General features: G+C 71.4%; 24 protein-coding genes. 6 read left to right on the top strand and 18 right to left on the bottom strand.

Features of this window, described 5'->3' with window-relative positions; translation table 11 throughout:
• Positions 1-7 precede the first annotated feature (7 nt).
• The 12 genes from ffh to AC156L_RS02060 form a co-directional block, all read right to left on the bottom strand.
• The gene (ffh, locus tag AC156L_RS02115) at positions 8-1,552 is read right to left on the bottom strand and encodes a signal recognition particle protein (protein ID WP_330878486.1); all 1,545 of its coding nucleotides are present in this window, start codon (positions 1,550-1,552) and stop codon (positions 8-10) included.
• Between the two features lie 59 nt (positions 1,553-1,611).
• Positions 1,612-2,154 (bottom strand): AAA family ATPase, encoded by a 543-nt coding sequence (locus AC156L_RS02110; RefSeq protein ID WP_330878485.1) that lies wholly within the window; start codon positions 2,152-2,154, stop codon positions 1,612-1,614.
• Between the two features lie 191 nt (positions 2,155-2,345).
• Positions 2,346-4,715 carry a [protein-PII] uridylyltransferase gene (locus AC156L_RS02105; protein ID WP_330878484.1) on the bottom strand — a complete coding sequence of 790 codons (2,370 nt, stop codon included), beginning with the start codon at positions 4,713-4,715 and terminating at the stop codon, positions 2,346-2,348.
• A gap of 79 nt (positions 4,716-4,794) precedes the next feature.
• Positions 4,795-5,133 carry a P-II family nitrogen regulator gene (locus AC156L_RS02100; RefSeq protein WP_259628058.1) on the bottom strand — a complete coding sequence of 113 codons (339 nt, stop codon included), beginning with the start codon at positions 5,131-5,133 and terminating at the stop codon, positions 4,795-4,797.
• Complete coding sequence (locus tag AC156L_RS02095) at positions 5,130-6,470, bottom strand: ammonium transporter (protein WP_330878483.1); 1,341 nt, start codon at positions 6,468-6,470, stop codon at positions 5,130-5,132. Before AC156L_RS02095 ends, AC156L_RS02100 begins: the two co-directional genes overlap by 4 nt.
• Positions 6,471-6,888: 418 nt before the next feature.
• Positions 6,889-8,457, bottom strand: a complete 1,569-nt coding sequence (locus AC156L_RS02090; protein WP_330878482.1) for an alpha/beta hydrolase — start codon at positions 8,455-8,457, stop codon at positions 6,889-6,891.
• Between the two features lie 299 nt (positions 8,458-8,756).
• Positions 8,757-9,797 (bottom strand): allantoicase, encoded by a 1,041-nt coding sequence (alc, locus tag AC156L_RS02085; protein WP_330878481.1) that lies wholly within the window; start codon positions 9,795-9,797, stop codon positions 8,757-8,759.
• Positions 9,794-11,098, bottom strand: coding sequence for an allantoinase AllB (gene allB / locus AC156L_RS02080; protein WP_330878480.1), 1,305 nt, complete (start codon positions 11,096-11,098; stop codon positions 9,794-9,796). Before allB ends, alc begins: the two co-directional genes overlap by 4 nt.
• A 5-nt stretch (positions 11,099-11,103) precedes the next feature.
• Positions 11,104-12,111, bottom strand: coding sequence for a glycerate kinase (locus tag AC156L_RS02075; protein WP_330878479.1), 1,008 nt, complete (start codon positions 12,109-12,111; stop codon positions 11,104-11,106).
• Positions 12,108-13,823 carry a glyoxylate carboligase gene (gene gcl / locus AC156L_RS02070; protein ID WP_330878478.1) on the bottom strand — a complete coding sequence of 572 codons (1,716 nt, stop codon included), beginning with the start codon at positions 13,821-13,823 and terminating at the stop codon, positions 12,108-12,110. Before gcl ends, AC156L_RS02075 begins: the two co-directional genes overlap by 4 nt.
• Positions 13,823-14,701 carry a 2-hydroxy-3-oxopropionate reductase gene (locus AC156L_RS02065; RefSeq protein ID WP_330878477.1) on the bottom strand — a complete coding sequence of 293 codons (879 nt, stop codon included), beginning with the start codon at positions 14,699-14,701 and terminating at the stop codon, positions 13,823-13,825. The genes gcl and AC156L_RS02065 overlap by 1 nt, the downstream gene beginning before the upstream one ends.
• Positions 14,698-15,489 (bottom strand): hydroxypyruvate isomerase family protein, encoded by a 792-nt coding sequence (locus AC156L_RS02060; RefSeq protein WP_330878476.1) that lies wholly within the window; start codon positions 15,487-15,489, stop codon positions 14,698-14,700. The genes AC156L_RS02065 and AC156L_RS02060 overlap by 4 nt, the downstream gene beginning before the upstream one ends.
• Before the next feature lie 154 nt (positions 15,490-15,643).
• On the opposite strand from AC156L_RS02060, the gene uraD reads away from it, so the two are divergent.
• The 3 genes from uraD to AC156L_RS02045 all read left to right on the top strand — a co-directional run bounded on the left by uraD (position 15,644) and on the right by AC156L_RS02045 (position 17,497).
• Positions 15,644-16,123 (top strand): 2-oxo-4-hydroxy-4-carboxy-5-ureidoimidazoline decarboxylase, encoded by a 480-nt coding sequence (gene uraD, locus AC156L_RS02055; protein WP_330878475.1) that lies wholly within the window; start codon positions 15,644-15,646, stop codon positions 16,121-16,123.
• 35 nt (positions 16,124-16,158) lie between these two features.
• Positions 16,159-17,037, top strand: coding sequence for a factor-independent urate hydroxylase (gene pucL, locus AC156L_RS02050; protein WP_330878474.1), 879 nt, complete (start codon positions 16,159-16,161; stop codon positions 17,035-17,037).
• Positions 17,038-17,191: 154 nt separating this feature from the next.
• Positions 17,192-17,497 (top strand): STAS domain-containing protein, encoded by a 306-nt coding sequence (locus AC156L_RS02045; RefSeq protein ID WP_330878473.1) that lies wholly within the window; start codon positions 17,192-17,194, stop codon positions 17,495-17,497.
• Here the strand turns inward: AC156L_RS02045 and AC156L_RS02040 are convergent.
• Positions 17,494-18,684 carry a DUF6986 family protein gene (locus tag AC156L_RS02040; RefSeq protein ID WP_330878472.1) on the bottom strand — a complete coding sequence of 397 codons (1,191 nt, stop codon included), beginning with the start codon at positions 18,682-18,684 and terminating at the stop codon, positions 17,494-17,496. The two genes, AC156L_RS02045 and AC156L_RS02040, sit on opposite strands and share 4 nt — an antisense overlap.
• A 1-nt stretch (position 18,685) precedes the next feature.
• Positions 18,686-20,227, bottom strand: coding sequence for a malate synthase A (gene aceB / locus AC156L_RS02035; RefSeq protein WP_330878471.1), 1,542 nt, complete (start codon positions 20,225-20,227; stop codon positions 18,686-18,688).
• A gap of 111 nt (positions 20,228-20,338) precedes the next feature.
• On the opposite strand from aceB, the gene AC156L_RS02030 reads away from it, so the two are divergent.
• The gene (locus tag AC156L_RS02030; protein WP_330878470.1) at positions 20,339-21,094 is read left to right on the top strand and encodes an IclR family transcriptional regulator; all 756 of its coding nucleotides are present in this window, start codon (positions 20,339-20,341) and stop codon (positions 21,092-21,094) included.
• Here the strand turns inward: AC156L_RS02030 and AC156L_RS02025 are convergent.
• Together AC156L_RS02025 and AC156L_RS02020 are read right to left on the bottom strand one after the other, a co-directional pair.
• The gene (locus AC156L_RS02025; protein WP_330878469.1) at positions 21,084-21,710 is read right to left on the bottom strand and encodes a caspase family protein; all 627 of its coding nucleotides are present in this window, start codon (positions 21,708-21,710) and stop codon (positions 21,084-21,086) included. The genes AC156L_RS02030 and AC156L_RS02025 overlap by 11 nt on opposite strands.
• Position 21,711: 1 nt before the next feature.
• Entirely contained in the window at positions 21,712-21,840 is a 129-nt protein-coding gene (locus tag AC156L_RS02020; protein WP_330878468.1) for a hypothetical protein, read from the bottom strand.
• Between the two features lie 320 nt (positions 21,841-22,160).
• Between AC156L_RS02020 and AC156L_RS02015 the strand changes: the two genes are divergently transcribed.
• Together AC156L_RS02015 and rfbH are read left to right on the top strand one after the other, a co-directional pair.
• Positions 22,161-23,318, top strand: a complete 1,158-nt coding sequence (locus AC156L_RS02015) for a nucleotide disphospho-sugar-binding domain-containing protein (RefSeq protein WP_330878467.1) — start codon at positions 22,161-22,163, stop codon at positions 23,316-23,318.
• Positions 23,303-24,634, top strand: a complete 1,332-nt coding sequence (rfbH, locus tag AC156L_RS02010) for a lipopolysaccharide biosynthesis protein RfbH (RefSeq protein WP_484406531.1) — start codon at positions 23,303-23,305, stop codon at positions 24,632-24,634. Before AC156L_RS02015 ends, rfbH begins: the two co-directional genes overlap by 16 nt.
• Positions 24,635-24,652: 18 nt before the next feature.
• Here the strand turns inward: rfbH and AC156L_RS02005 are convergent, their stop codons facing one another.
• Together AC156L_RS02005 and ftsY are read right to left on the bottom strand one after the other, a co-directional pair.
• Entirely contained in the window at positions 24,653-25,153 is a 501-nt protein-coding gene (locus AC156L_RS02005) for an FBP domain-containing protein (RefSeq protein ID WP_330878465.1), read from the bottom strand.
• A gap of 42 nt (positions 25,154-25,195) precedes the next feature.
• On the bottom strand, positions 25,196-25,882 hold a 687-nt coding region (gene ftsY, locus AC156L_RS02000), incomplete at its 5' end, for a signal recognition particle-docking protein FtsY (protein ID WP_484406529.1).

Here is a 25,882-nt window from a genome sequence, read left to right as displayed (position 1 = left end):
GCCACCGTCACTTGTCGAACTTGAACTTCGACGGGTCGAAGCCCGGCGGCAGGTCGTTCAGGCCACCGAGGCCGGGGGGCAGCTCGGGAGCGCCACCGGCGCCGGGCGGCATGCCGGGCATGCCACCGGGGAACATGCCGGGGAAACCGCCCTTGATCTTCGGCTGGGTCGGGCCGCGACCGCTGCCCTTCCCCTTCTTCCCCTTCTTGCCCTTGCGGTTGCTCTTGCCGCCACCGCTGCCGGGCATCCCGAAGCGGCCCGCCATCTGCGACATCATCTTGCGGGCGTCGAAGAAGCGGTTGACGAGGTCGTTGACGTCGCTGACCTTCACGCCGGAGCCGTTCGCGATGCGCAGGCGGCGGGAGGCGTTGATGATCTTCGGGTCGTCGCGCTCGGCGGGCGTCATGCCGCGGATGATGGCCTGCACGCGGTCGAGGTGCTTCTCGTCCAGCATCGCGAGCTGGTCCTTCATCTGGCCCGCGCCGGGCAGCATGCCCAGCAGGTTCGCGATGGGCCCCATCTTGCGGATGGCGAGCATCTGCTCAAGGAAGTCCTCCAGCGTGAGCTGGCCGGACCCCATCTTCTGCGCGGCGACCTCGGCCTTCTCCTGGTCGAAGGCCTGCTCGGCCTGCTCGATCAGGGTCAGCACGTCGCCCATCCCGAGGATGCGGCTCGCCATCCGGTCGGGGTGGAAGACGTCGAAGTCCTCCAGCTTCTCGCCGTTCGACGCGAACAGGATCGGCTGGCCGGTGACCTCGCGGACGCTCAGCGCGGCACCACCGCGGGCGTCGCCGTCGAGCTTCGTCAGCACGACGCCGGTGAAGCCGACGCCGTCGGCGAAGGCCTGGGCGGTGTTGACCGCGTCCTGACCGATCATCGCGTCGACGACGAACAGGACCTCCTCGGGCTGCACGGCCTCGCGGATGTCCTTGGCCTGCTGCATCAGCTCGGCGTCGACGCCGAGGCGGCCCGCGGTGTCGACGAGCACGACGTCGTGCTGCGCGCGCCGCGCCTCCTCGATGCCGCGACGGGCGACGTCGACCGGGTCGCCCACGCCGTTGCCCGGCTCGGGGGCGTACACGGGCACGCCCGCGCGCTCGCCGACGACCTGGAGCTGGTTGACCGCGTTCGGGCGCTGGAGGTCGCACGCGACGAGCATCGGCGTGTGGCCCTGCGTCTTCAGCCACCTCGCGAGCTTGCCCGCGAGGGTCGTCTTGCCCGCGCCCTGGAGGCCGGCGAGCATGATCACGGTCGGCGGGTTCTTCGCCAGGTTGAGCCTGCGGGTCTCACCGCCGAGGATCCCGATCAGCTCTTCGTTGACGATCTTGATGACCTGCTGGGCCGGGTTCAGCGCGCCGGAGACCTCAGCGCCCTTGGCGCGTTCCTTGATCTTCGCGATGAACGTCCGCACCACGAGCAGCGCGACGTCGGCCTCCAGCAGCGCCACCCTGATCTCGCGACAGGTGGCGTCGATGTCGGCTTCGGACAGCCGCCCCTTGCCCCGCAGGTTCTGCAGGACCGAGGTGAGCCGGTCGGAAAGGGTGTTGAACACGGTGCCGCCAGACCTCGCACGTCGTCGGATGGAGCACCGACCAGCGTAGCCGCCCCGGATCAGTCGGGTGTCACGGACAGCCGCACCCGGTCCCGGCGGGTCAGCACGGTCATCCCGTGCCACCCCCTCGGCACCCAGCCCTCGGCGAACCGGTCGCGCAGCCAGGCGGCGCGGCGGACGTGCCGGGCGAACGAGCCGCCGCGCACGAGCCTCCCGCGTTCGACCTGGCCCGCCATGGCCTGCTCCGGGGTCGCGTCGAGCCAGAGGAACTGCCGGTGGCGGCCCGTGAGCATCCCGATCAGGACGAGCCAAGCCCTGGTCGTGGGCCTGGTCGACGGTTCGTGCACGACCAGGAGACCGGTGCCGCCGATGGCGAACAGCAGGACCCTCATCCGGTGCACCAGGTGCACCAGGGGGCGGTAGTAGCGGTAGGGCAGGTCAGCCGGGAACGAAGCGCGCAGGCGGGCCCGCACCTGATCGGAGTCGAGCACCACCACGGGCGCGTCCCCCGATTCGAGGCGCGCCAACAAGGTGCTCTTGCCCGCCCCCGGCAAACCGGCCAGGACAACGAGGGAACGTGGCCGAACCGCGACGGCAGTCATCAACTCCATAGTAGGAGGACGTTCGTCCTGCTAGTCCGGTTCATCCGAAGTTGGGGGGCGGCCCGACCCCTCGACGGGCCGCCTCCCCACCCGCGACCCACCCCCTCGGGCCACGGGCACGAGCCTGCCCGGACCGGAGGGGGGCCGGGAGCGTGAGCACCCGGATCGGTTGTGCGCAGAACTACGCAACTTCACCGGGAGGCCGCGAGCACCAGCCGTTCGATCTTCCCGCGCAGCGCGCCGTCCACGGCGCCGCCGTCGGTGGTCAGGCTGAACGAGTCCACGACCGTGCCGCCGAGCGTGGCGACGCGGGCCCAGCGGATGTCGACGCCGCACTGCTCCAGCGCGTCCGCCACGTGGTGCAGCAGCCCGATCCGGTCCGCCGCGCGCAGTTCCAGCACGACGGCGCCGGTCGACTCGTCGTCGAACCACAGCGTCCTGGCGGGTGGCGGGTCCTGCGGCGGGCCGCCGTAGTCGCGCTCCTTGGCGGCGAGCTTGTCCGCCAGCGGCAGCGACCCGTCCACCGCCCTGGAGAACTGCTCGCGCAGCAGGGAGGCGTCCGGCAGCGACCCGAACCTCGGCGACACGGTGAACACGTCGACCGCGGCACCCTCGTGCGCCCGCAGCGTGGCCGCGTGCACCTCCAGGGAGTTGAGCGCCAGGACGCCCGCGGCCCGCGAGAGCACACCCGGCCGGTCAGGCGCGACCATCGTGACGAGCGCCGCGCCGTCGACCGGGCTGATCAGCACGTCCGGTCTGCCCGTCCCGGCGACCCGCACCGCCAGGTCGAGCTGCTCCGGGTCCAGCGGTTCCGGGGCGGGCAGCGGGTCGCCCGCCATCGCGGTCCGGCAGCGCCGCACCAGGTCGGCGATGAGCGAGGCCTTCCAGTCGGTCCACACGCCGGGGCCGGTGGCCAGCGAGTCGGCCTCCGCCAGCGCGTGCAGCAGCTCCAGCAGCACCGGGTCGCCGCCGAGGGTGTCGACCACGCGGTGCACGGTCGCGTCGTCCTCGACGTCGCGGCGGGTCGCGGTGTGCGGCAGCAGCAGGTGGTGGCGGACCATCGCGGCCAGCGTGTCCACGTCGTGCGGCCACAGGCCGAGGCGTTCGCCGATCTGGGTCGCGAGCGCGGCGCCGACCTCGGAGTGGTCGGCCTGCCGCCCCTTGCCGATGTCGTGCACGAGCGCGCCGAGCAGCAGCAGGTCCGGCCGCGACACCGTGGTCGCCAGCCGCGCGGCGTGGGCCGTGGCCTGCACGAGGTGCCGGTCGACCGTCCACATGTGCGCGGCGTCGCGCGGCGGCAGGTCGCGCACCGCGCCCCACTCGGGGAAGAGCCTGCCCCACAGCCCGGTGCGGTCCAGCGCCTCCACCACGTCGATGAGCCCCGATCCGCTGCCCAGCAGCGCCAGCAGCTCCTCGCGGGCTTCCCGCGGCCACGGCTGGCGCAGCTCCGGAGCGGAGTCCGCGAGCCGCGACAGCGTGCCCGCGGCGATCGGGTGCTTGCTGCGCGCGGCGGCCGTCGCGACCCGCAGCAGCAGCGCGGGATCGCGGTTCGGCATGGCGTCGCGGGCCAGCGCGACCTCGGTGCCGTGCAGCACCACGCCCTCGTCCAGCGGACGGCGGGCGGGCGAGCGGCGCAGCGGCGACCTGGCGAACGCCCCGAGGCCGCGCTTCGGCGCGGCGGCGCGGGCGGTGCGCATGGCCACGTCCACCGCGTAGACGACCGTGCGGGCCGCCGACGACAGCGCGCGGGCGAGGGCGAACCGGTCGGTCAGGCCGAGCGCGGAGGCGACCTCGTCGCCGTCCTGGGCGCGCAGCACGTCCCGCGGCTTGCGGGCCACGCGGCGCAGCTCGGTCCGCACGTCCAGCAGGAGCCTGCGGGCGTCGTTGACCTCGACGGAGGCGCGGTCGGTGAGCTGGGCGACGGACAGGGCGTCGAGCAGCGTGACGTCGCGCAGACCGCCGCGGCCGTGCTTGAGGTCCGGTTCGACGCGGTGCGCGATCTCCCCGCTGCGCGCCCACCGGCGCTGCGCGGACTCGCTCATCTCGTCGAGCCGGGTGCGGACGTTCGAGCGCCACGCCTGGCGCGCGCTGTCCGCGAGCCGTTGGGACACCTCGGGGTCACCCGCGAGGTGGCGCACGTCGAGCAGCCCGAGCGCGGTCCGCAGGTCGCCCGCGGCGACCCGGAGGCCTTCGCCGACCGTGCGGACCGAGTGGTCGAGGCCGACGCCGGAGTTCCACAGCGGGTACCAGAGCTTGTCGGCGACCGCGTCGATCCCCTTGTGCCCGTTGTGGACGAGGACCAGGTCGAGGTCCGAGTACGGCACGAGCTCCCGTCTCCCGAGACCGCCGACGGCGACCAGCGCCATGCCGGAGCCCGCGACCCCGGCGCTCGCGGCGTGCGCGGTCAGCCAGAACTCGTGCAGGTCGACCAGTGCTTCACGGAGGAGTTCTCCGGTCAGCCGCTTGCGACCGGGTGCCAGCAGTCTGTCGCGGGCCTTCACCAGGTCGTCAGCGGTCACGATCTCCGAACCAGCGTTCGCCTCGGCCGAGACGCCGTCCATCAGGCCTCATTCCCCGTAAATAGGCCGGACGGGGCATGCGGATGACGCTCCCGCATGCCCCGTCTCGAACTTCATCGCGTCACAGAGCGTCCGACCCGCGCTCCCCCGTGCGGACCCGGATGACCGTCTCGACCGGCGTGACCCAGACCTTGCCGTCACCGATCTTGCCGGTGCGGGCGGCCTCGACGACCGCGTCCAGGACCTTCTCCACGGCGGTGTCGTCGATCAGGACCTCGATGCGGAGCTTGGGCACGAAGTCGACGGCGTACTCGGCGCCGCGGTAGACCTCGGTGTGGCCCTTCTGCCTGCCGTAGCCCTGGACCTCGCTGACCGTCATGCCGAGCACGCCGAGCTGCTCCAGCGAGGCCTTGACGTCGTCGAGGGTGAACGGCTTGATGATGGCGGTGACCAGCTTCACGACTTGCTCCCCTCGAGGACCGCGGACGCACCCGCGGCCGCACTGACCTTGCCGGCTCCACGCGAACCGGTGAAGCCGCCGAACTCGTAGGCCGTCTCGGCGTGCTCGGCCTCGTCGACACCCGCGACCTCGGCCTCCTCGTCGGCCCGGAAGCCGACGGTGAACTTGACCAGGTAACCGAGGGCCAGGCTCAGGACGAAGGAGTAGAGCAGCACGGCGACCGCGCCGACCGCCTGGCGCCAGAGCTGGTCGACACCGCCGCCGTAGAACAGCCCGTCGATGCCCGCCGGAGCGGCGGAGCTGGCGAAGAAGCCGATCAGGATGGTGCCGGACAGACCACCGACGAGGTGCACGCCGACGACGTCGAGCGAGTCGTCGAAGCCGAAGCGGAACTTGAGGCTGACCGCCAGTGCGCAGAGCGCGCCGGTGATCGCGCCGACCGCGATGGCGCCGAGCGGCGTGACCGAGGAGCACGCGGGGGTGATGGCGACGAGACCGGCGACGACACCGGACGCGGCGCCCAGGGTCGTGGCGTGGCCGTCGCGGATCCGCTCCACCAGCAGCCAGGCGAGCATGGCGGCGCAGGTGGCGACGGTGGTGTTGATGAAGGTGACACCGGCGGTGGCGTTGGCGCCCAGCGCGGAGCCCGCGTTGAAGCCGAACCAGCCGAACCACAGGAGACCGGCGCCGAGCACGACCAGCGGGAGGCTGTGCGGCTTCATCCGGTCCTTGGGCCAGCCGACGCGCTTGCCCAGCACGATGGCCAGCGCGAGACCGGCGGCACCGGCGTTGATGTGGACGGCCGTGCCACCGGCGAAGTCGATCGCGAGGAGCTTGTTGGCGATCCAGCCGCCCGCGCTCGTCACGTTGCCGTCGGCGTCCTTGACGTCGAAGTCGAACACCCAGTGCGCGACCGGGAAGTACACGACCGTGGCCCACAGGCCCGCGAAGAGCAGCCACGGGCCGAAGCGGGCGCGGTCGGCGATGGCACCGGAGATCAGCGCCACCGTGATGATCGCGAACATCGCCTGGAAGGCGACGAACACGGTGCTCGGGATGGTGCCGAACAGCGATTCCTTGCCCAGCAGGCCGTCGAGCGCGAAGAACTCGAACGGTTTGCCGACGAGACCGCCACCGACGTCGGAGCCGAATGCCGTGGAGTACCCGAACAGCACCCAGAGGACACCCACGACGCCCATGGCGCCCAGGCTCATCATCATCATGTTGAGCACACTCTTCGAACGGACCATACCTCCGTAGAAGAAGGCGAGTCCCGGTGTCATCAACAGCACCAGTGCGGCACTGGTCAGCACCCAGGCGGTGTCCCCTGTATCCACGTCGACCTCCACTGCATGTCGGTTGCAGGGAGCATCGAAGTGTCCTGTTTCGCCTGGTTGCGCCCGAGGTTTCGCGCAGGTGAACTGTGCGACGCCTGGTGTTACGGATAGGTTTCCGGCGGTTTATCGGACAAGTTGCGGTCACGATCCTGGATTTCCGGACGTGACTGTGCGCTGGTGACGTTGATCTGTTCAGGTGCTTCGCGAGCGTCTCGATCGGGCCTCACGACCTTGGCGAACACCCGACGCAACGGCGTTGCGGGTCTCGGACCGGCCCGCACGGGTTGCCCGCCGCGAGCACGTGGCCCGTCCCCGTCAGGGGTCGCCGTTGAGCACCAGTTGCCCGTTCGAGGTCACCGGATCGATCCCGCCCGCGGAGGTGGGGTGCCGAACGCGGTCGGCACCCCACCCCGTCAGGTCAGCGCTGCCAGCCCGGCAGACCCGGCTTCGGGCCCGCGGGCAGGGTGGACGCGGCGGCGTCGAGCGCCGTCGGGCCCGACTGCGGCTCCACCGCGGCGCACCGGGTGCCGTCGCGCGGGACGGTGAGGTTGATCAGGTAGCCGTCGGTGGCGCCCTTCGTGCAGTCCGAGCGCTGGTAGACGCCGTGGCCCCAGCCCTCGTAGGTGAGCAGCACGGTCTTGTCCCTGCTCTGCTCGTGCGCGTTGTCGGCCCACGCGTAGGCGGTGGCCGGGTCGTGCAGCGCGTTGAGCATGAGGATCTTCGGGGCGGTGGTGATGCGCAGCCTGTGCTGCGGGTTGTTGGCCTTGGCCGGGTACCCGACGCAGCTCGCCACGGCGTAGTGGCCCAGCGAACTGCCGCGCACGTGCGGGGCCAGGCGCCGGGCCTCGGCGACGAGGCCCTCGAACTCGCGGACGTTCTTCACCCGGTACTGGAAGTCCTGGCAGAAGACGGCCTGGAACGGGTTCCGCGCGACCTCGTCCGCGGAGGCGGTGGCGGCGGAGGCGGGCGGCGGGGTGGTGGCTCCGATGCGGTTCAACCAGTCCGCCATGTAGTACCAGCTCGGGCCGTAGCCCATGCTGAACGCGAAGCTGGTGAGGGTCTCGGCGCTGACCGGAACGGTCGGGTCGTCGGGATCCCCCAGCTCGCCGCGCTCGGCCCTCGCCAGCAGGTCGTACCAGTAGGCGGAGACGTCACGACCGTGCAGCGCGCAGTCCGCCGTGCGGTCGCACCACTCCACGAACTCGACGAACGAGTCCTCGGCGGTCGCGGCCTCGGTGGCGTGGAAGGCCTTCACGTCGAGGCTGTGGTCCATGTTGCTGTCGATCACCATGGCGCGGATGCGGTGGCCGAAGCGCTCGGCGTACTGCTGGCCCATGAGCGTGCCGTAGGAGATGCCGTAGTAGTTGAGCTTCCGCTCGCCCAGGGAGTGCCGGATGGCGTCCATGTCGTTGGTGACGGCGATCGTGTCGGCGTGGTCGAAGATCGGGCCGCTCCGGGCCCGGCAGTCGTCCGCCAGGTCCCGGTTGTACTCCTTGAGCCGGTCGAACTCGGCCTGGTTCGTCGGGAACAGCGACGGCTGCGCGTTCAGCAGGTCCACCGAGCACCGCACGGGCTGGCTGCGGGCGACCCCCCGCGGGTCGAAGCCGATGATGTCGAAGCTCGCCTGGACCTCGGGGCTGAAGTAGGTGTTCGCGTCGTAGGCGGCGCTCACGCCGGAACCGCCGGGACCACCGGGGTTGATCAGCATGATGCCGACGCGCTTGGCCGGGTCGGTCGCCTTGCGGCGGGCGACGGCGAGGTCGAACTTCTCGCCTCGCGGCTCGTTCCAGTCGATCGGCAGGCTGAGCGTGCCGCACTCGACGCCCTCGGGCGCCCCGGTTTCGCAGGGAGCCCACGCGATCGACCCCACGACCCCGAGCGTGTCGACACCGGCCTGCTCCGGCGGGGCCGCTCCCGCCAACCCCGCTCCGACGAGCAGGCTCCCACTGGTGATCACGGCGCCGAACGCCCTGGTGATCAGTCGCACAGGTTCCTCCCTAGGTCCTGTCCGTCCGCCGGAGGACCGGCGGACGGACCGAGGCTCGCAGCGGGGAAGACGGCCGCACAACCGACTGGAGTCGCACTGGGAGGTCAGCCCCCGGGGTGACGGAGGCGTGTCAATTGGCCGCGAACGCTCCGGGCGCACGCCACCCGCCCGTGCGGGGAACGACCTGTCGTCGCAGGTGGAGGCGCCCGGCGCGAGCGCCTCCACCCAGCGGGAACGGGTCGTGGGCGCGAACGACGATCGTCGCGACGTCCGCGGCGGACCACCCGGAGGCGAGCGGGTCAGCCCCCGACGATCCTCGCGTGCGCCGGGGGCAGGAGGTCGAGCCACCGCCGCGTCAGGGCCTCGTGGCCGCTCGGGGTGAGCGCCCCGAAGAGCCGCAGCCTCGCCATGCCGCCGTCGGGGAAGATGTCCAGCCGCGCGTGCGTGACCTCGACGTCGCCCGGCAGCCGGAAGCGGTGCCGGGTGTCCGGCTGGAGCCGCGTCCTCGGCAGCAGTTCGAACCACGCGTCGGGGTCCTTGCGGACGTCGCGGCCCGCCACGGACGCCCAGCCGGGCGCGTTCCCCTTGAAGTGGCTGGTGTCCAGCTCCGCCATCGTGACCGTGCCCGCCTCGGCGAGCTTCACGGCGACCCAGTCGTTGCCGTCGTCGCGGCGGCGCGCGGTCTCCCAGCCCTCGCCCATCAGGCTCGCCCGGCCGGGGGCGATCAGGTTGTTCGGCGAGCTGTAGAACAGGTTGGAGCAGTCCGTGACCGTGGCGCCGTTCTCCAGCGCGGCCAGGTCCACCGCCCCGGCGACGAGGAGCCTGGGATCGACGACGGGGTCGCCGAACACCCGCAGCCGGGCCACGCCGCCGTCCGGGTGCATGGTCAGCCGCACGTGCGTGTACCGGCGTTCCACCGACACGTCGAAGAAGTGCTTGCGGTCCCCGCCCAGCGGCGACTTGGGCACCAGCTCCTCCCACTCGGCCGCCGCCAGCTCCTCCGGTGACGGGTAGCCCTCGACCGAGGTGGCCTCCACGGACGCGTGCGGCGGGTAGTTGCCGGTGAAGAACGCCGTGTCGACGACCACGCCGCGCACGACACCCGGCAGGCCGAGCCGCACGACCGCCTGGTCGTTGCCCGGCGTCCTGCGCCGCCGCGTCTCCCAGCCGTCGTAGACCTGGCCCTTGTGACCGAACGTGTAGGTCTGGTAGACGGGCTCCGGTGGCCTGATCAGGTTCTCGCGCTCGGCGAAGAACTCGTCGTTCGCCCACACCACGCTGCCGCCGACCGCGCGGGAAGCCAGGTCGGGGAGCCTCGTCCAGCCGGGCACTTCGCTCATGCGTCTCCTCTGGTCAGCAACCGTCCGAACGGTTCGGTTCCGGTGATCTCCCGGCCGCGCAGCCACGTCCGCCGCACGACGCCCGCGAGCGGGCGGCCGTGGTAGGGGGTGACGGGGTTGCGGTGGCGCAGCTGCTCGCGGTCGACGACGAACGCGTCGTCGGGCGCGAACGCGCAGAGGTCGGCGTCCCCGCCGACCGCGACGCGGCCCTTGTGCGCCAGGCCCACCTGGTCGGCCGGGTTCGACGCCATCCACCGCACCACGTCGGTCAGCGCGTGGCCCCGCTGCCTGGCCTGGGTCCACACGGCGGGCAGGCCGAGCTGGAGGCTCGCGATGCCGCCCCACGCGGTGGCGAAGTCGCCCGCCTTCAGCTCGGGCGTGCACGGCGAGTGGTCGCTGGCGACCAGGTCGATCGTGCCGTCGGCCAGCCCGCGCCACAGGCCCTCGCGGTTGGCGGCCTCGCGGATCGGCGGGCAGCACTTGAACTGCGTGGCGCCGTCGCCGATCTCCTCGGCGGTGAACGTCAGGTAGTGCGGGCAGGTCTCCACGGTGATCCGGACGCCGTCGCGCTTGGCGGCGGCGATGACCGGTAGCGCGCCTGCGTTGGACAGGTGCAGGACGTGCGCCCGCGCCCCCGTCCGCCGCGCGGTCTCGACCACCTGCTCGATCGCGATCGTCTCGGCCGACGGCGGCCGGGACGCGAGGAACCCGGCGTAGTCGGGCGGCGAGTCGGTGACCGTGTGCGCGTCCTCCGCGTGCACGATCGCCAACGCGTCGAACGACCCCAGCTCCTCCAGTGCCGCGCTGAACTCGGCGGGCTGGACCTGCGGGAACTCGTCCACACCGGAGTGCAGCAGGAAGCACTTGAAGCCGAACACGCCCGCGTCGTGCAGTCCGCGCAGGTCGGGGAGGTTGCCGGGGATGATGCCGCCCCAGAAGCCGACGTCGGTGTGCACGCGGCCCCGCGCCGTCTCGCGCTTGACCTCCAGCGCTGCCACGTCGACCGTCGGCGGCAGGCTGTTGAGCGGCATGTCGACGATCGTCGTCACGCCACCGGCCGCGGCGGCCAGGGTCGCGGTCTCGAAGCCCTCCCACTCGCTGCGGCCGGGGTCGTTGACGTGCACGTGCGTGTCCACGAGCCCCGGCAGCAGCACCTCGTCGTCGGCGAGGGTGATCACGCGGTCGCCGTCGAGCGAGGGTTCGATCGCGGCCACGCGACCGTCCCGCACACCGACGGCGCCCGCGATCTCGCCGTCCGGCGTGACCACTCTGCGAGCGCGGAACACCAGGTCGAAGGTCATGCGGCTCACTCTTCCAGCCAGTCACCCGCGATGCGACCGGCAAGTCCGGCCAGCAGCCGCTCGGCGTCGGCGAGGCAGCGGGTCACGTCCGGTTCGACGTCCAGCAGCGCGTAGGCGGACCTCAGGCCGATCTCGGCCGGGTCGACCGTGCACCGGCCCGCCACGGCCACCACGGGCACTCCCCCGGACGCCGCCGCGACGCCCGCGGGCGCCTTGCCGTGCCGGGTCTGGGCGTCCAGCGACCCCTCGCCGGTGATCACCAGCCGGGCGCCGGGCAGCGCGTCGGCGAAGCCGATCAGGTCGAGCACCACCTCGATGCCCGGCCGTCGCCGTGCGCCCAGCAGCGCGAGGGCGGCGAAGCCGATGCCGCCCGCCGCGCCCGCGCCGGGGGTGTCGGCGAACTCGTGGCCGATCTCGTCGGCCCACGCGCGCAGCCGCTCCTCCAGCACCTCGACGTCGGCGGGTGACGCGCCCTTCTGGGGCCCGTACACCGCCGCCGCGCCGTCCGGGCCGAGCAGCGGGTTGTCCACGTCACTGGCCAGCACCACGTCGATGTCAGCGAAGTCCTCGCCCTCCAACGCTTCCAGCATCCCGCGCCCGCCGTCGGTGCACGCGCTGCCGCCGACGCCGAGCACGATCCGGGTGCAGCCGACGTCGAGCGCGCCGCGCACCAGTTCGCCGGTGCCGCGACTGGTGGCCGTCAACGGGGCCAACGGGCGCAGCCCGGCCAGGCCGGACGCCGCCGCGACCTCCACGACGGCCGTGCCACCGCGCACCGCGAACGAGGCGGCGACGGGTGTGCCGACCGGGCCGGTCACCCACCGGCCCACGCGGGTGAACCCGGCGGCGACGGCGGCGTCGACCGTGCCGTCACCGCCGTCGGCCACCGGCAGGCAGCGCACGTCCAGGCCGGGGACCGCCTCCCGCAGGCCGCGCGCCACGGCGGCGGCGACCCGCGGGGCGGTGAGCGACCCCTTGAACTTGTCGGGCGCGACCAGGACGTGACCCGTCACGGCACCGGCTCGAACTCGCGCACCGCCGCGATGGACACGCCGTTGGCGGTGTTGCCCTCGCGTTCGATCATGATCTCGACGAGGACCGGTCGGCTGGTCCGGTCGGCCTCCTCGCGGGCCCACTCCAGGGACTCGCGGATGCGGTCCGGCTCGGTGACCCGGACGCCGGAGCAGCCGTAGGCCTCCATGATCTTGACGTTGTCCGACCCGTTGACGTCGTAGTGGATGTCGACCTCGTACTCCATGTCGTAGCCGCCGTGGTCCTCGGCCATCCGGATCAGGCCCAGGTACTCGTTGTTCAGCATGATCAGCACGAACGGCACGTCGTACTGGGCTCCGACGGCGAGTTCCTCGACCAGGAACTGGAACGAGTAGTCGCCGACGATCCCGACGACCTCGGCTCCGGGGTCGGTGTGCTTCAACGCCTTCTTCACGCCGATGGCCGCCGGGATCTCCCAGCCGAGCGGGCCCGCCTGGCCGCACACCTGGTAGTGGCGGGGCTTGTGCGCCTTCTGGTGCTGCCCGGACCAGATCTGGTAGAGCCCGATCGCGGTCACGAAGTAGGTGTCGGGGCCGTAGAACTCGTTGATCTCCTTGAACACCCTGGGCGCCTTGACCGGGACGTCCGCGAAGTCCTCGCGCCGGGTCAGGGTCGCCTTCAGCTCCTGGACCCGCGCGACCCACTCCCCCGCCCCGCGACCGGCGTCCCGCGAGCGGGCGAGGTCGATGATCGCGCGCAGGAACAGCTTGGTGTCGGCCACGATCCCGAGGTCCGGGCCGAAGACGCGGCCGATCTGCGTCGGCTCGGAGTCCACGTGGATGAACGTCCGCGAGCCCCGGTAGGTCGCGAGGTCGCCGGTGTGCCGGTCGCCGAAGCGGGCTCCCAGCGCCAGCACCAGGTCCGACTCCAGGAACGACGCGTTGCCGTAGCGCTGCGAGGTCTGGATGCCGGTCATTCCCGCGTACAGCGGGTGGTCCTCGTCGACCGCGCCCTTGCCCATCAGGGTCGCCTGGACCGGCACCTGGAGGTACTCGGCCAGCTCCAGCAGCTCCTCGTGCGCCTCACCGAGGATCACGCCGCCGCCCGCGAGCAGCAGCGGCCTCTCCGCGGCCAGCAGCAGGTCCAGCGCCCGCTCGACCCGTGGTCCGTGCGGCACCGCCCTCGTCACGGGCAGCGGCGCGTCGATCGCGGAGTCCCACTCGATCTCCTGCTTCTGCACGTCCAGCGGCAGGTCGATGAGCACCGGCCCCGGACGGCCGGACCGGGCGATCCGGAAGGCCTCGCGGAAGATCCACGGTGCCTGCGCGGCCTCCTTCACCTGCACGGCCCACTTGGTGACCGGCTTGGCGATCTCGACGATGTCGACGGCCTGGAACGCCTCCTGGTGCAGCTTCGTGGAGACGGCCTGGCCGGTGACGCAGAGGATCGGCACGGAGTCGGCCCGCGCGGTGTACAGGCCGGTGATCATGTTGGTGCCTGCGGGACCGGACGTGCCGATCGCGACACCGACGTCGCCGGTCGTGCGCGACCAGCCGTCGGCCATGTGGGTCGCGCCCTCCTCGTGCCGCACGATGAGGTGCTCGATCGTGCCGTCGATCTCCATCGCCTGGTAGAACGGCAGGATCGCGGCACCGGGGCAGCCGAACACGGTGTCGACGCCCTCGGACTTGAGGACCTCCACGACGGCCTGCATGACGGGGATCTTCGGCATCACGCCCTCCCGGAGAGGTTCTCGACGACCTTGAGCAGGGCGGAGTGGTCGAGCGAGCCGTAGCCCTGCGCCCGTCCCGCCGCGACGAGCTGGGCGATCAGCCCCGTCACCGGAAGCGCGACGTCGACCTGCCTGGCCGCGGCCAGCGCGATGCCCATGTCCTTGTGGTGCAGGTCGATCCGGAAGCCGGGCGCGAACTCGCGGGCGATCATGCTCTCCCGCTTGAGGTCCAGGATCCGGTTGGCGGCCAGGCCGCCCGCGAGCACGTCGAGGCCCGCCTTCGCGTCCACACCGGACGCCTCCAGCAGCACGATGGCCTCCGCGACGAGCGCGTAGACGCCGCCGACCACGAGCTGGTTGGCCGCTTTGACGACCTGGCCCGCGCCGTGCGGTCCGACGTGGACGACGGTCTTGCCGAGCACGTCGAGCACGGGCCGCGCGGCGGCGAAGTCCGCCTCCCCGCCGCCGACCATGATGGACAGCGAGGCCTGCCTGGCCCCGGCCTCGCCGCCGGACACGGGCGCGTCCAGCACCCGGATCCCCTTGGGGGCGGCGGCTTCCGCCACGGCGACCGAGGTCTCCGGCCGGATCGTGCTCATGTCGACGAGCAGCGTCCCGGACGCCGCGAGCCCCAGCACCCCGCCCTCGCCGAGGACGACGTCCTCGACCTGCGGGTGGTTCGGCAGCATGGTGATCACGACGTCGGCGCCGGACACCGCGTCCGCGACGCTCGTCGCCGCCGTGCCGCCCGCCTCGACGAGCTTCGCGACGGAACCCGCGTCGAGGTCGAAGCCGGTCACCCGGTGCCCCGCCGCGACGAGGTGCCCGGACATGGGCGAGCCCATGACGCCGAGCCCGATGAACCCGATGGTGGTCACAGGTCTTCCTCCCTGGTCAGCCAGCCGAAGCTGGCGGCGCTGGGGCCGGTGGGCTTGTACTCCGCGCCGACGAACCCCTGGTAGCCGTTCGATTCGAGCTGGGCGAGGTACCGCTCCAGCTCCAGGTCGCCGGAACCCGGTTCGCCCCGGCCGGGGGCGTCCGCGATCTGCACGTGGCCGATCCGCGCCACGTGCTCGGTGACCACGGCGTCGAGGTCGTCGCCGTTGACGGCGAGGTGGTACAGGTCGGCCAGCAGGGCCACGTTGGGCTTGCCGAGCCGGTCGACGACGGCGAGCGCGTCGGCCGCCGTGAGCAGCGGGTAGGCCGGGATCGCGCTGACCGGTTCGAGCAGCACGGTCGCGTCGATCGCGGCGGCGGCGTCGGCGGCGAACGCGAGGTTGCGCAGCGCCAGCGCGTCCTGCTCCCCCTGGTCGACGCCGGGAAGCCGGTTGCCGTACAGGGCGTTGAACGCGCGGCAGCCCGTCTCGCGGGCGATGCCGACCGCGATGTCCACGCTCGCCTTGAACTCGCCCTCGCGGCCGGGCCACGACACCACGCCGCGGTCGCCCGCGGGCAGGTCGCCCGCGAAGAAGTTGAGGCCGACGAGCCGCACACCCGCGGCGGTGACGGCGCCGACGAACTCCGCGACCTCGCGCTCGTCGGGCTGGGCGCTCGCGAACGGCCACCAGAACTCCACCGCGTCGAACCCGGCGGCGCGAGCGGCGGCCGGGCGGTCGAGCAACGGCACCTCGGTGAACAGGATCGAGAGGTTGACGTCGAACCGCATGACATTCCTTCCACAATGCGGAAGTTAATTTCCGTACAACGAGAGCGTAGGCGGCGGCTGCGGAAGAGCGCAAGACTGTTGACAGCGCTCGACACCGCTCGTACCGTCCCTCACTGCGGAATAGGAATTCCGCTATACAGAAAAGGAAACGCCCTTGTCGGGACTGCCAGGCTTCAACTCCGCACCGGCGGACGACCTCCGACCGCTGCTCACCGAATGCCTCGCGGTGCCGCGCTGGGTCGACGCCGTCGTGGCCGCCCGCCCCTACCGGGACGTCGAGGCGCTCGTGGCGCGGGCCGAGGTCGAACTCGACCCCGAGGAGGTCCTCGGCGCCATCGCGGGCCACCCGCGCATCGGCGAGCGCGCCCGGCACGACGGGGTGTCCGCCCGGTGGTCGGCCGCGGAGCAGTCCGGCGTCGACGTCTCGCTCGCGGACCGGCTCGTGGCGGCGAACCTCGCCTACGAGGAGCGGTTCGGCCACATCTACCTGGTGTGCGCGACCGGGCTCAGCGGCGAGCAGATGCTCGACGACCTGGCCTCGCGGATGGACAACGACCCCGCCACCGAACTCCGCGTGGTGAACCGCGAACTGGCCAAGATCGCCGCGCTGCGGCTGCGCAAGGTCATCGCGTGACCACGCGCCCACCGATCACCAGAGGGAGCTGACCAATGGCCATCATCCTGGGGCCGAACCAGTACGGGAAGGCGGAGAACCGCCTCGTCACGGTGTCGCGCGACGGGTCCGTCCACACCATCAGGGACCTGACGGTCAGCACCTCGCTGCGCGGCGACCTCGCCGACACCCACCACACGGGCGACAACTCCAAGGTCCTCGCGACGGACACGCAGAAGAACACCGTCTACGCCTTCGCCAAGCAGGCCCCGGTCGGCGAGGTCGAGGACTTCGCGCTGCGGCTCGGACGGCACTTCGTGTCCACGCAGGAGGCCATCACCGGCGCCCGCGTCCTCGTGGACGAGCACGGGTGGAACCGGATCGACGCGAACGACCACTCGTTCGTCCAGGGGAGCAACGAGAAGCGCACCACCGCCGTGACGGTCGAGGGGTCGGACGCGTGGGTCGTGTCGGGGCTGCGCGACCTCGTGGTGCTGAAGTCGACAGGGTCGGAGTTCCACGGGTACCCGAAGGACCCGTACACGACGCTGGAGGAGACCGACGACCGCATCCTGGCCACGTCCGTGACGGCCCGGTGGCGCTACCTGGGCACCGACGTCGACTGGGCCGGGAGCTTCACCGAGATCCGCGAGGTGCTGCTGAGGACGTTCGCGACGAAGCACAGCCTCTCGTTGCAGCAGACGCTGTACGCGATGGGCGAGGCCGTGCTGGAGGCCAGGCCCGAGGTCGCCGAGGTCCGGATGTCCATGCCGAACAAGCACCACTTCCCCGTGGACCTCAGCGCGTTCGGGCTGGAGAACGACAACGAGGTGTTCCACGCGGCCGACCGGCCGTACGGGCTCATCGAGGGCGTGGTGCTGCGCGACGACGCCCGCGACGCCGGACACGCCTGGGACACGCTGCCCGCGTTCTAGCGCGGTTCCGAGGGGGTGGCGGCGGGTCGTCGCCACCCCTGACCTGCTACGTTCATCCTTTAGTGGCGCAGATCACTCTATCGGCGGAATCTCTTGCCTCACAGAGCACCCGACAGTGACAGCAAGATGACGAAAAGGCCGTACTCTCGCAAACATGAGTGATGTCAAACGGGGGCTTTCGCCGGTCACGATGTTCCTGGACGACGAAGCCGTGATCACCGTTTCGGGCGCGCTGGACGCCACGACGGCCCCGGACTTCAAGCGCATGGTCACCGACTTCTTCGAACTGCCGGACCGCCCGGACGTCGACGTGCTGACCCTGGACCTCTCCTCCGTGTTCGCCTGCGACCAGGCCGCGCGCGACCTCGTCCGCTACGCCCAGGCCGTCTGCGCCGACCGCGAGGTGGCGCTGCGCGTCGTCCCCAGCGCCCCCGTGAGCCGGGCCCTCACCAGGCACTAGACCGCGCGGCTGGCCAGGCCCCGCAGGGCCTCGACGCCCACACCCGTCACCCGCAGCACCTCGGCCTCGTCGAGCGCCCCGCAGTCCAGCGCGCGCAGGAACGACGACGACAGCGCCTGAGCGGTCGCGGGCTCGTCCAGGACGGTGCCGCCCGCCCGGTCCACGTACGCCTTCAGCCTCCGAGCGTCGGCCTCCACGCCCTCCAGGTAGAACGCGTGCACGGCCGCGTACCGCGTCACGAGCTGCGCGGGGTGCAGGTCCCAGCCCTGGTAGAAGCCGTGCGCCAACGACCGCCGCACGAGCCCGTAGTGGGTGCGCCAGCCCTCCGCGACGGCGTCGCCGACCGGCAGGACGTTCGTCGAGCCGTCGGACACCCGAACCCCCGCGTTGGCCGCCGACACCTGCATCACGTTGCGCGCGAAGTCGCACGCGCCGTGCGCGAGGTGCTGGTGGGCCGCGCCGAGCCCGCAGCCCGCCGTGTAGTCGTAGGTGCCGAAGTGCAGCCCCGACACGCGACCCCGACCGGCCGCGAGGAACCGCGGGATCGCCAGCCCGCCCCCTGGATCGACGATCGACTGGGTGGTCTCGACCTGGATCTCGAACCGCAGCGGGATCCCGAAGAGGTCGAGCACCTCGCCGAACACCTCGACCTGGTCGACCGACGTCACCTTGGGGAAGGTGATGACGAAGCCGGGGGGCGGATCGCCCAGCGCGGTCAGGAAGACGTCCAGCGTGCGGATGCCGCGGTCGCGCAACGCCCTGGTGTCGAAGGACTTCATCCGCAGCCCGACGTACGGCGGCAGCACGCCGTCGTCCCGCCAGCCCGCCACGACCCGCGCCGTGCGCTCGGCGTCGGCGTCCTCCACGGCGTCGTCCGGCGCGCCGTAGCCGTCCTCGAAGTCGATCCGCAGGTCCTCGACGGGCTCGGCGGCGAGCTTGGCCCGCACCCGGTCCGCGATCCCGGGGGCCAGGTCCTCCGGCAGCAGCGCGGCCAGCGCGTCGGGGTGTTCCTCCAGCGCGGCAAGCGCTTGCGCGCCCCAGTCGCGGACGACGCCCTCCGTCACCTTCGAGGCCGGGACGTAGCAGGTGTGCACGGGCTGGCGGCCGTCCGGCAGCACCCGTTCCACATCGGACAGCCGTGCGGTGGCGGCCTGGACCGCCACCGCGTCGAGCGAAGTCCGCACCACGTCAGGGGATCCGGGCGTAGGCGGGGACGGTGAGGAAGTCCGCGAAGTCCTCGGACAGCGCGACCTGCTCGAACAGCTCGGCCGCGAGGTCGACGTGCTCGCCGGACAGCGACGCCCTGGTGCGCGCCAGGACCTCCCGCACGAGGTCCTCGGTCACGGGCGTGCCGTCGCTGAGCACCACCCCGTTGTGCACCCACTGCCACAGCTGCGAACGGGAGATCTCGGCGGTCGCCGCGTCCTCCATCAGGTTGTGGATCGCCGCCGCGCCGTTGCCGCCGAGCCACGACACGAGGTAGCGCAGGCCGACGTCCACGGCGGACTCCAGACCGGCCCTGGTCGCCTCGCCGCCGGTGGCGCCGAAGTCGAGGAGCTGCGAGGCCGTCACGGACACGTCGTCGCGCTGCCGGTCGAGCTGGTTGGACTTGCTGCCGAGCTGGGCGTCGAAGATCTCCCGGCACACGGGGACGAGGTCGGGGTGCGCGACCCAGGAGCCGTCGAAGCCGTCGTTCGCCTCGCGGGTCTTGTCGTCGCGGACCTTCGCCAGCGCCCGCTCGGTGACCTCGGGGTCGCGCCGGTTCGGGATGAACGCGGCCATGCCGCCCATCGCGAACGCCCCGCGCTTGTGGCACGTGCGGACCAGCAGCTCGGTGTAGGCGCGCATGAACGGCGCGGTCATCGTGATGCTGTTGCGGTCGGGCAGCACGAAGTCGGAGCCCGCGTCGCGGAAGTGCTTGATGATGCTGAACAGGTAGTCCCAGCGGCCCGCGTTCAGGCCCGACGCGTGCTCGCGCAGCTCGTAGAGGATCTCCTCCATCTCGAACGCGGCCGGGATCGTCTCGATCAGCACGGTCGCGCGGACGGTGCCGTGCGGGATCCCGAGCTGCTTCTCGGCCGCGGTGAACACCTCGTTCCACAGCCGCGCTTCGAGGTGGCTCTCCATCTTCGGCAGGTAGTAGTACGGCTTGCCGAGCGAGGCGTTGTGGAAGAAGTGCAGGCCGAAGTCGACCAGCGCGCCCACGGCGGGACGGCCGTCGATCTCCAGGTGCCGCTCGTCGAGGTGCCAGCCGCGCGGGCGGACGACGATCGTCGGGCGCTCGACGCCGTCCGCCAGCGCGTAGTGCTTGCCCTCGGGCGAGGTGAACTCGATGGTGCCGCGCGCGGCGTCGTAGAGGTTGACCTGACCGGAGACCACGTTCTCCCAGTGCGGGGTGTTGGCGTCCTCCAGGTCGGCCAGCCACACCCTGGCGCCCGAGTTGAGGGCGTTGATCGCCATCTTCCGCTCGGTCGGCCCGGTGATCTCGACGCGCCGGTCGACCAGCGCGGGGGGCGCCTCGGCGACGCGCCAGTCGGCCCGGCGGACGTCGGCGGTCTCCGGCAGGAAGTCGAGCTTCCCGCTCGCGCGGCGTTCGGCGCGCTTGGCGAGCAGGTCGTCGCGGGTAGCGGCGAACGCCCGGTGCAGGCCTGCCACGAAATCGAGCGCCTCCGGGGTGAGCACCTCCTCATCCCGTTCGACCTTGGAGCCGGTGACGCGGAGGTCGGGCATGGAGGTCCACCTCGTTCCTAGGGATGACTTTTCTACTTCGCGGACTATAGTTTTTGCATAGCGGAACTGCAACGATGACTAGACTCCACCCGGTCTACTACGGGAGTGATCATGGCGCGCGAGTCCTCAGGCGGAGTGCAGTCCCTCCAACGCGCCTTCGACCTGCTGGAACAGCTGGCCGACGCGGGTGGCGAAGCGAGCCTGTCGGAGCTGGCGGCCACCACCGGGCTGCCGCTGCCGACCATCCACCGCCTCATCCGCACCCTTGTCACGCTGGGGTACGTGCGGCAGAACCGCAACCGTCGCTACACCCTGGGTTCGCGGCTGATCCGCCTCGGCGAGAGCGCGGGCCGCCAGTTCGGCACGTGGGCGAGGCCGTACCTGACCGAACTGGTCGACGAGGTCGAGGAGACGGCGAACCTGGCCGTGCTCGACGGCGACGAGGTCGTGTACGTGGCGCAGGTGCCGTCGAAGCACTCGATGAGGATGTTCACCGAGGTGGGCCGCAGGCTGCTGCCGCACGGCACCGGCGTCGGCAAGGCGATGCTGTCGCAGCTGCCGCACACCGAGGTGCTCGCGCTGCTGGAGCGCACCGGGCTGCCCGCGTACACGCCGAACACGATCACCGACCCGCAGGAGCTGCTGGACTCGCTGGCCCGGATCGCCGAGCAGGGCTACGCCCTCGACGAGAGCGAGCAGGAACTCGGCGTGCGCTGCATCGCCGTGCCGCTCGTCGGCGCGCCGACGCTGTCCGCCGTCTCGGTGTCCGGTCCGGAGGGACGGCTGACCAAGGACGCCGTCGCCCGGATCCTGCCCGAGGTGCTGGCCATCGCGAAGCGGCTGACCGACCAGGCCATCAGTTCCTGACCTGCCAGGTCCTCGCCCGTCCCGCACCGCGCAGCAGCGCCCGGTAGACGGCGCTGACCCGCCGCACCTCCACGTCGGCGCGCAGCGCGTCGACCAGGCAGCGGGTCAGGGTGTCCTGGCGCGGCGCACCCGTGGCGACGAGCGTGGGCACGTCCTGGATGTCGAGCTGCTCGGCGAGCACGGACCGGGGATCGGCCAGCGCGGCCAGCGCGGAGGCGTCGAAGCGGCAGTCCAGCACCAGCAGCCGGTGGCGGGCGGGTGCGTCCAGCAGCACGTCCCGCACGTCGCGGAACGGCAGCGCGGTCCAGCGCACCAGGTCGAGCCGGGTGTCCGGCGCCGCCAGGAACAGCCTGCCCCGCGCGTCCAGCAGGCCGTGGCCCGCGTAGTGCACGAACAGCAGCTCCTCGGCCTGCGACGCGGCCAGCTCCAACCCCTCGCGCAGCGCCCGGACCGTCCCGTCCGCCAGCGCGGAGCAGCGCACACCGCACGCGGTCAGCGCCGCCGCCAGGTCGACGACGTCGGCCCGCACCGCGGGCAGCTCGGACAGGTCGGGATCGACCGCGCGGCTCGTGCCCATGAGCACGGCGCGGGACCGGACGCCGCCGGGTAATCGCACGTCAGCCGCACCCCAGCTCGACGACGGCCCCGAACGGGACGACGACCTCCACGCCCACCTCGGTCTCCCGCCGCTCGAACCACACCGGACAGCGCGGGCGCACCGCCCGGCCCGGCACGACCAGGAGCACGGCCGCAGGACCACCATTCCCCCCTGCCGCACACCTGACAAGTCGGACGTCACCCGATCGTGGAAGTCCGGCACGGCGGCGTGCCGGCCGACCGCCGAAAACGGCCCGCACGTGCCCCGCCGACCCCAAGAACCCGATCTTCACCACCCCTCTCCCCCAGCACTTCAAAGCTGAGGAGATATGGCAACCCGTATCAATTCGCCGCGATATTAGGGGCCGATCAGGGGTATCCGGACACTAGCTCGATAAGTACTCTTCTCAACGAGTCTCGCCATTCCGCCATATCGCGGTTAACGACTTGAAGAAGGCGGCCAATTGAGATGAAAGTATTAGTTACGAGCTGCCCTAATCAGGGGCACTTCTACCCCATGATCCCTTTGTTGTGGGCTCTTCGGAGCGCGGGGCACCACGTGGTCGTGGCCATGCCGAAGAGCATGGCGGGCGTATCCGCGGCGGCGGGCGTGTCGGCGATCTCGCTCGGTGAGGACGTGCCGCTGGCCGAACTGGTGCCCGACCACGCCCGGCGCCCACCGCAGGACGCGAGCGTCGGGTCGCTGGCCGAGCACGTGGCCGACTACTACGGTCCGCTGGCGGAGCGGCACGTCGGGCGGCTGTTCGAGATCGCCGAGCGCTGGCGCCCCGACGTCGTCCTGCACACGTCGTGGGAGTACGCGGGCCCGATCGTGGCCGCCCGCCTCGGCATCCCGACCGTGCGGCACGGCTGGGGCCTGACGCTGCCGCCCGAGGTCGACGAGCTGGTGCACCAGCGCCTGGCCTACCTCTACCGCGACTGGGGCCTGCACGGCGCGCCGCCTCCCCCGGTCCGCTGGATCGACGTGTGCCCGCGCAGCATGCAGGTGGGCAAGCCGCCCGCCGAGTCGCTGCCGATGAGCTGGATCCCGTTCAACGGCTCGGCCGTGCTGCCGGACTGGCTGCTGGAGAAGCCGCTGGGCAAGCGGGTCGCCGTGACGCTGGGCAACGTGCCGATCCGGGGCAAGCACTCCGAGGTGCTGCACACGACCCTGGAGGCGATGCGGGACATCGACGCCGAGGTCGTGGTGGCCGCGGGCTGGGGCCTCGACCACGACGGCGACCTGCCGGAGAACGTCCGCGTGGTGCGCGGGATGCCGCTGCACGACCTGCTGCCGACCTGCGACCTGGTGATCAACCACGGCGGCGCGGGCAGCCTCCTCGCCACCATCGCGCACGGCCTGCCGCAGCTGGTGCTTCCGCAGATGTGCGTGCACTTCCAGCACGGCGACCGGCTCGCGGCCATCGGCGGCGCCGTCTCGCTGCACCCGGCCGAGCAGACCGTGGAGAACATCCGAGAGGCCGTCTGCGGGCTGCTCACGCACTCCGGCGCGCGGCTCGTCGCGGCCCGGCTCCAGCAGGAGAACGACGACCAGCTGTCCGCCGCGTCCGTGGTGAAGCACCTGGAGACCGTGGTGGCCCCGCGCACCGAGTGGGTGGCGGCGTGAGCCTTGAGGAAGAAATTCTGGAAACCGTTCGGAAATATCATCGTGAGAAATCCGAAACGACCGAGTTCATTCCCGGCGAAACGCCTATTCTGACCGGTGGCGCGGTGTTCGACGAGGACGACCGGGTGGCGGTCGTCGAAGCGGCGCTGAACATGCGGATCGTCGCGGGGAAGTCGACCCGTGAATTCGAGTCCGCGCTCGCCCGCGCGTTAGAGCTGCGCAAGGCGTACATGGTGAACTCCGGTTCGTCGGCGAACCTGGTCGCGGTGACCGCGCTGACGTCCCGCAGCCTCGGCGAGCGCAGGCTCCAGCGCGGCGACGAGGTCGTCACGGTCGCCGCCGGGTTCCCCACCACGGTGAACCCGATCATCCAGAACGGCCTCGTCCCGGTCTTCGTGGACGTGGAGCTGGGCACCTACAACGCCACCGCCGAGGCCATCGCCTCCGCCGTCGGCCCCAAGACCAAGGCGATCGTCCTCGCGCACACGCTCGGCAACCCCTACGAGGTCGAGGAGATCGCGCGGATCGCCCGCGACAACGGCCTCTGGCTCGTCGAGGACAACTGCGACGCGCTCGGCTCCACCTACCGGGGCAGGCTGACCGGCACCTTCGGCGACCTGGCCACCGTCAGCTTCTACCCGGCGCACCACATCACCACCGGCGAGGGCGGCTGCGTCGCCACGGCCAACCTGAAGCTCGGCAAGATCGTGGAGTCCGTCCGCGACTGGGGCCGCGACTGCTGGTGCGAACCGGCGCACGACAACACGTGCCACAAGCGCTTCGGCTGGCAGCTCGGGACGCTGCCGCAGGGCTACGACCACAAGTACACGTACACGCACATCGGCTACAACCTGAAGTCGACCGACCAGCAGGCCGCCCTCGGCGTGACCCAGCTGGCGAAGCTCGACCGGTTCTCCGCCGCCCGCAGGCGCAACTGGCAGCGGCTGCGCGACGGCCTGGCCGACGTGCCGGGCCTGATCCTCCCCGAGGCCACGAGGGACAGCGACCCGAGCTGGTTCGGGTTCCTGCTGACGCTCGGCCGCGAGCTGCCGTTCCGCCGCGCCGAGCTGATCTCGTTCCTGGAGGGGCGCAAGATCGCGACCCGCCTGCTGTTCGGCGGCAACCTCACCCGGCAGCCCGCCTACCAGGGCGCGGAGTACCGCGTCGTGGGCGAGCTGCCCAACAGCGACGTCATCACCGAGCGCACGTTCTGGCTCGGCGTGCACCCGAGGCTGACCGACGAGATGGTCGACTACGTGACCTCGTCGATCCGCGAGTTCGTCCGCTCCAAGGTCGGCTCGCTCGCCGCCGTGTAGCGCGCGTGGACGAGGTCCTCACGCGTTGTCGGTGAGGACCTCGTCCACGAACCGGTTCAGGTTCGACACCGTTCGCTCGATCCGCTCGTCCAGGCTCAGCGCCTCGGTCGGCTTCGGGCCTGACGCGCTGCGCCTGCCGCGCGCGTACTGGCAGCAGGCCAGGTCCGCGCAGATGTAGGTGCCGACGGTGTTGCCGAGCTTGCCCGCCGCCCCGACCCGGCGGGCCGAGAACAGCGCCACGTCGGCCTGGCCGTGGACCGTGCAGCAGAACGCGCACATCGACTGCTTGACCCGGCCCTTGGGCTGGCTCGCCGACGACAGCGCGAGCCCCACGAGGCCGTCTCCACGCGGCAGCACGACGTAGGCGTTGTTGACCGCCTTGGGGTCGCGCCAGCCGAGGAAGTCCAGTTCGGACCAGGCCACGTCGGCCAGTCTGCCCGGCAGCGTCAGACGCTTCGCCTCGCCCTTCGAGCAGTTGACGAACGAACTCCTGATGGCACTCTCGACCAGCGCTTCCACGACACGATCATCCGTTCCGGTTCCCCCGCGGGGCAACCGCTTTTAGCCCAGCAGGGCGTCCACGAACGCGCCCGGCTCGAACGGGGCCAGGTCGTCCGCGCCCTCGCCGAGCCCGACGAGCTTCACCGGGACGCCGAGTTCGCGCTGCACCTGGAACACGATGCCGCCCTTGGCGGTGCCGTCGAGCTTGGTGAGCACGACGCCCGTGACGCCCAGCGCTTCATGGAACAGCTTGGCTTGCTGGAGTGCGTTCTGCCCTTGGCTGGCATCCAGCACCAGCAACACTTCGTGTGGAGCGGCGGGATCGATGCGACCCATCACGCGCTTCACTTTCTTGAGCTCGTCCATCAGGTTCGACTGCGTGTGCAGGCGACCGGCGGTGTCCGCGATCAACACGTCGAACTTGCGGGCCTGCGCGGACTGCAAGGCGTCGAACGCGACGGCGGCGGGATCTGCGCCGGTAGCTTGCGCGATCACGGGCACGTCATTGCGCTGACCCCACACCTGCAACTGCTCGACCGCAGCGGCACGGAATGTATCGCCCGCGGCCAGCATCACTTTCATGTCGGCCGCTTTGATGATGCGCGCGAGCTTGCCGATCGTCGTGGTCTTGCCGGCGCCATTCACGCCGACCACCAGCACCACGAACGGAATGAATTTGCTGTCGATGACCATCTGGCCCTGCACCGGGCGGACGATGTCCATGAGCTGCTCGCGCAAGGCTTCGAG

Source organism: Umezawaea sp., from assembly GCF_057122925.1.
The sequence above is the reverse complement of the archived record's forward strand: the minus strand, read 5'-3'. Positions and strand labels throughout refer to the sequence as shown.

Excerpts from the sequence above, each read along its gene's own strand:
- AC156L_RS02110 (WP_330878485.1), bottom strand. The coding sequence starts at position 2,154 with ATGACTGCCGTCGCGGTTCGGCCACGTTCCCTCGTTGTCCTGGCCGGT.
- AC156L_RS02105 (WP_330878484.1), bottom strand. The coding sequence starts at position 4,715 with ATGGACGGCGTCTCGGCCGAGGCGAACGCTGGTTCGGAGATCGTGACC.
- alc (WP_330878481.1), bottom strand. The coding sequence starts at position 9,797 with ATGAGCGAAGTGCCCGGCTGGACGAGGCTCCCCGACCTGGCTTCCCGC.
- allB (WP_330878480.1), bottom strand. The coding sequence starts at position 11,098 with ATGACCTTCGACCTGGTGTTCCGCGCTCGCAGAGTGGTCACGCCGGAC.
- gcl (WP_330878478.1), bottom strand. The coding sequence starts at position 13,823 with ATGCCGAAGATCCCCGTCATGCAGGCCGTCGTGGAGGTCCTCAAGTCC.
- AC156L_RS02060 (WP_330878476.1), bottom strand. The coding sequence starts at position 15,489 with ATGCGGTTCGACGTCAACCTCTCGATCCTGTTCACCGAGGTGCCGTTG.
- pucL (WP_330878474.1), top strand. The coding sequence starts at position 16,159 with ATGGCCATCATCCTGGGGCCGAACCAGTACGGGAAGGCGGAGAACCGC.
- AC156L_RS02045 (WP_330878473.1), top strand. The coding sequence starts at position 17,192 with ATGAGTGATGTCAAACGGGGGCTTTCGCCGGTCACGATGTTCCTGGAC.
- aceB (WP_330878471.1), bottom strand. The coding sequence starts at position 20,227 with ATGCCCGACCTCCGCGTCACCGGCTCCAAGGTCGAACGGGATGAGGAG.
- AC156L_RS02030 (WP_330878470.1), top strand. The coding sequence starts at position 20,339 with ATGGCGCGCGAGTCCTCAGGCGGAGTGCAGTCCCTCCAACGCGCCTTC.
- AC156L_RS02015 (WP_330878467.1), top strand. The coding sequence starts at position 22,161 with ATGAAAGTATTAGTTACGAGCTGCCCTAATCAGGGGCACTTCTACCCC.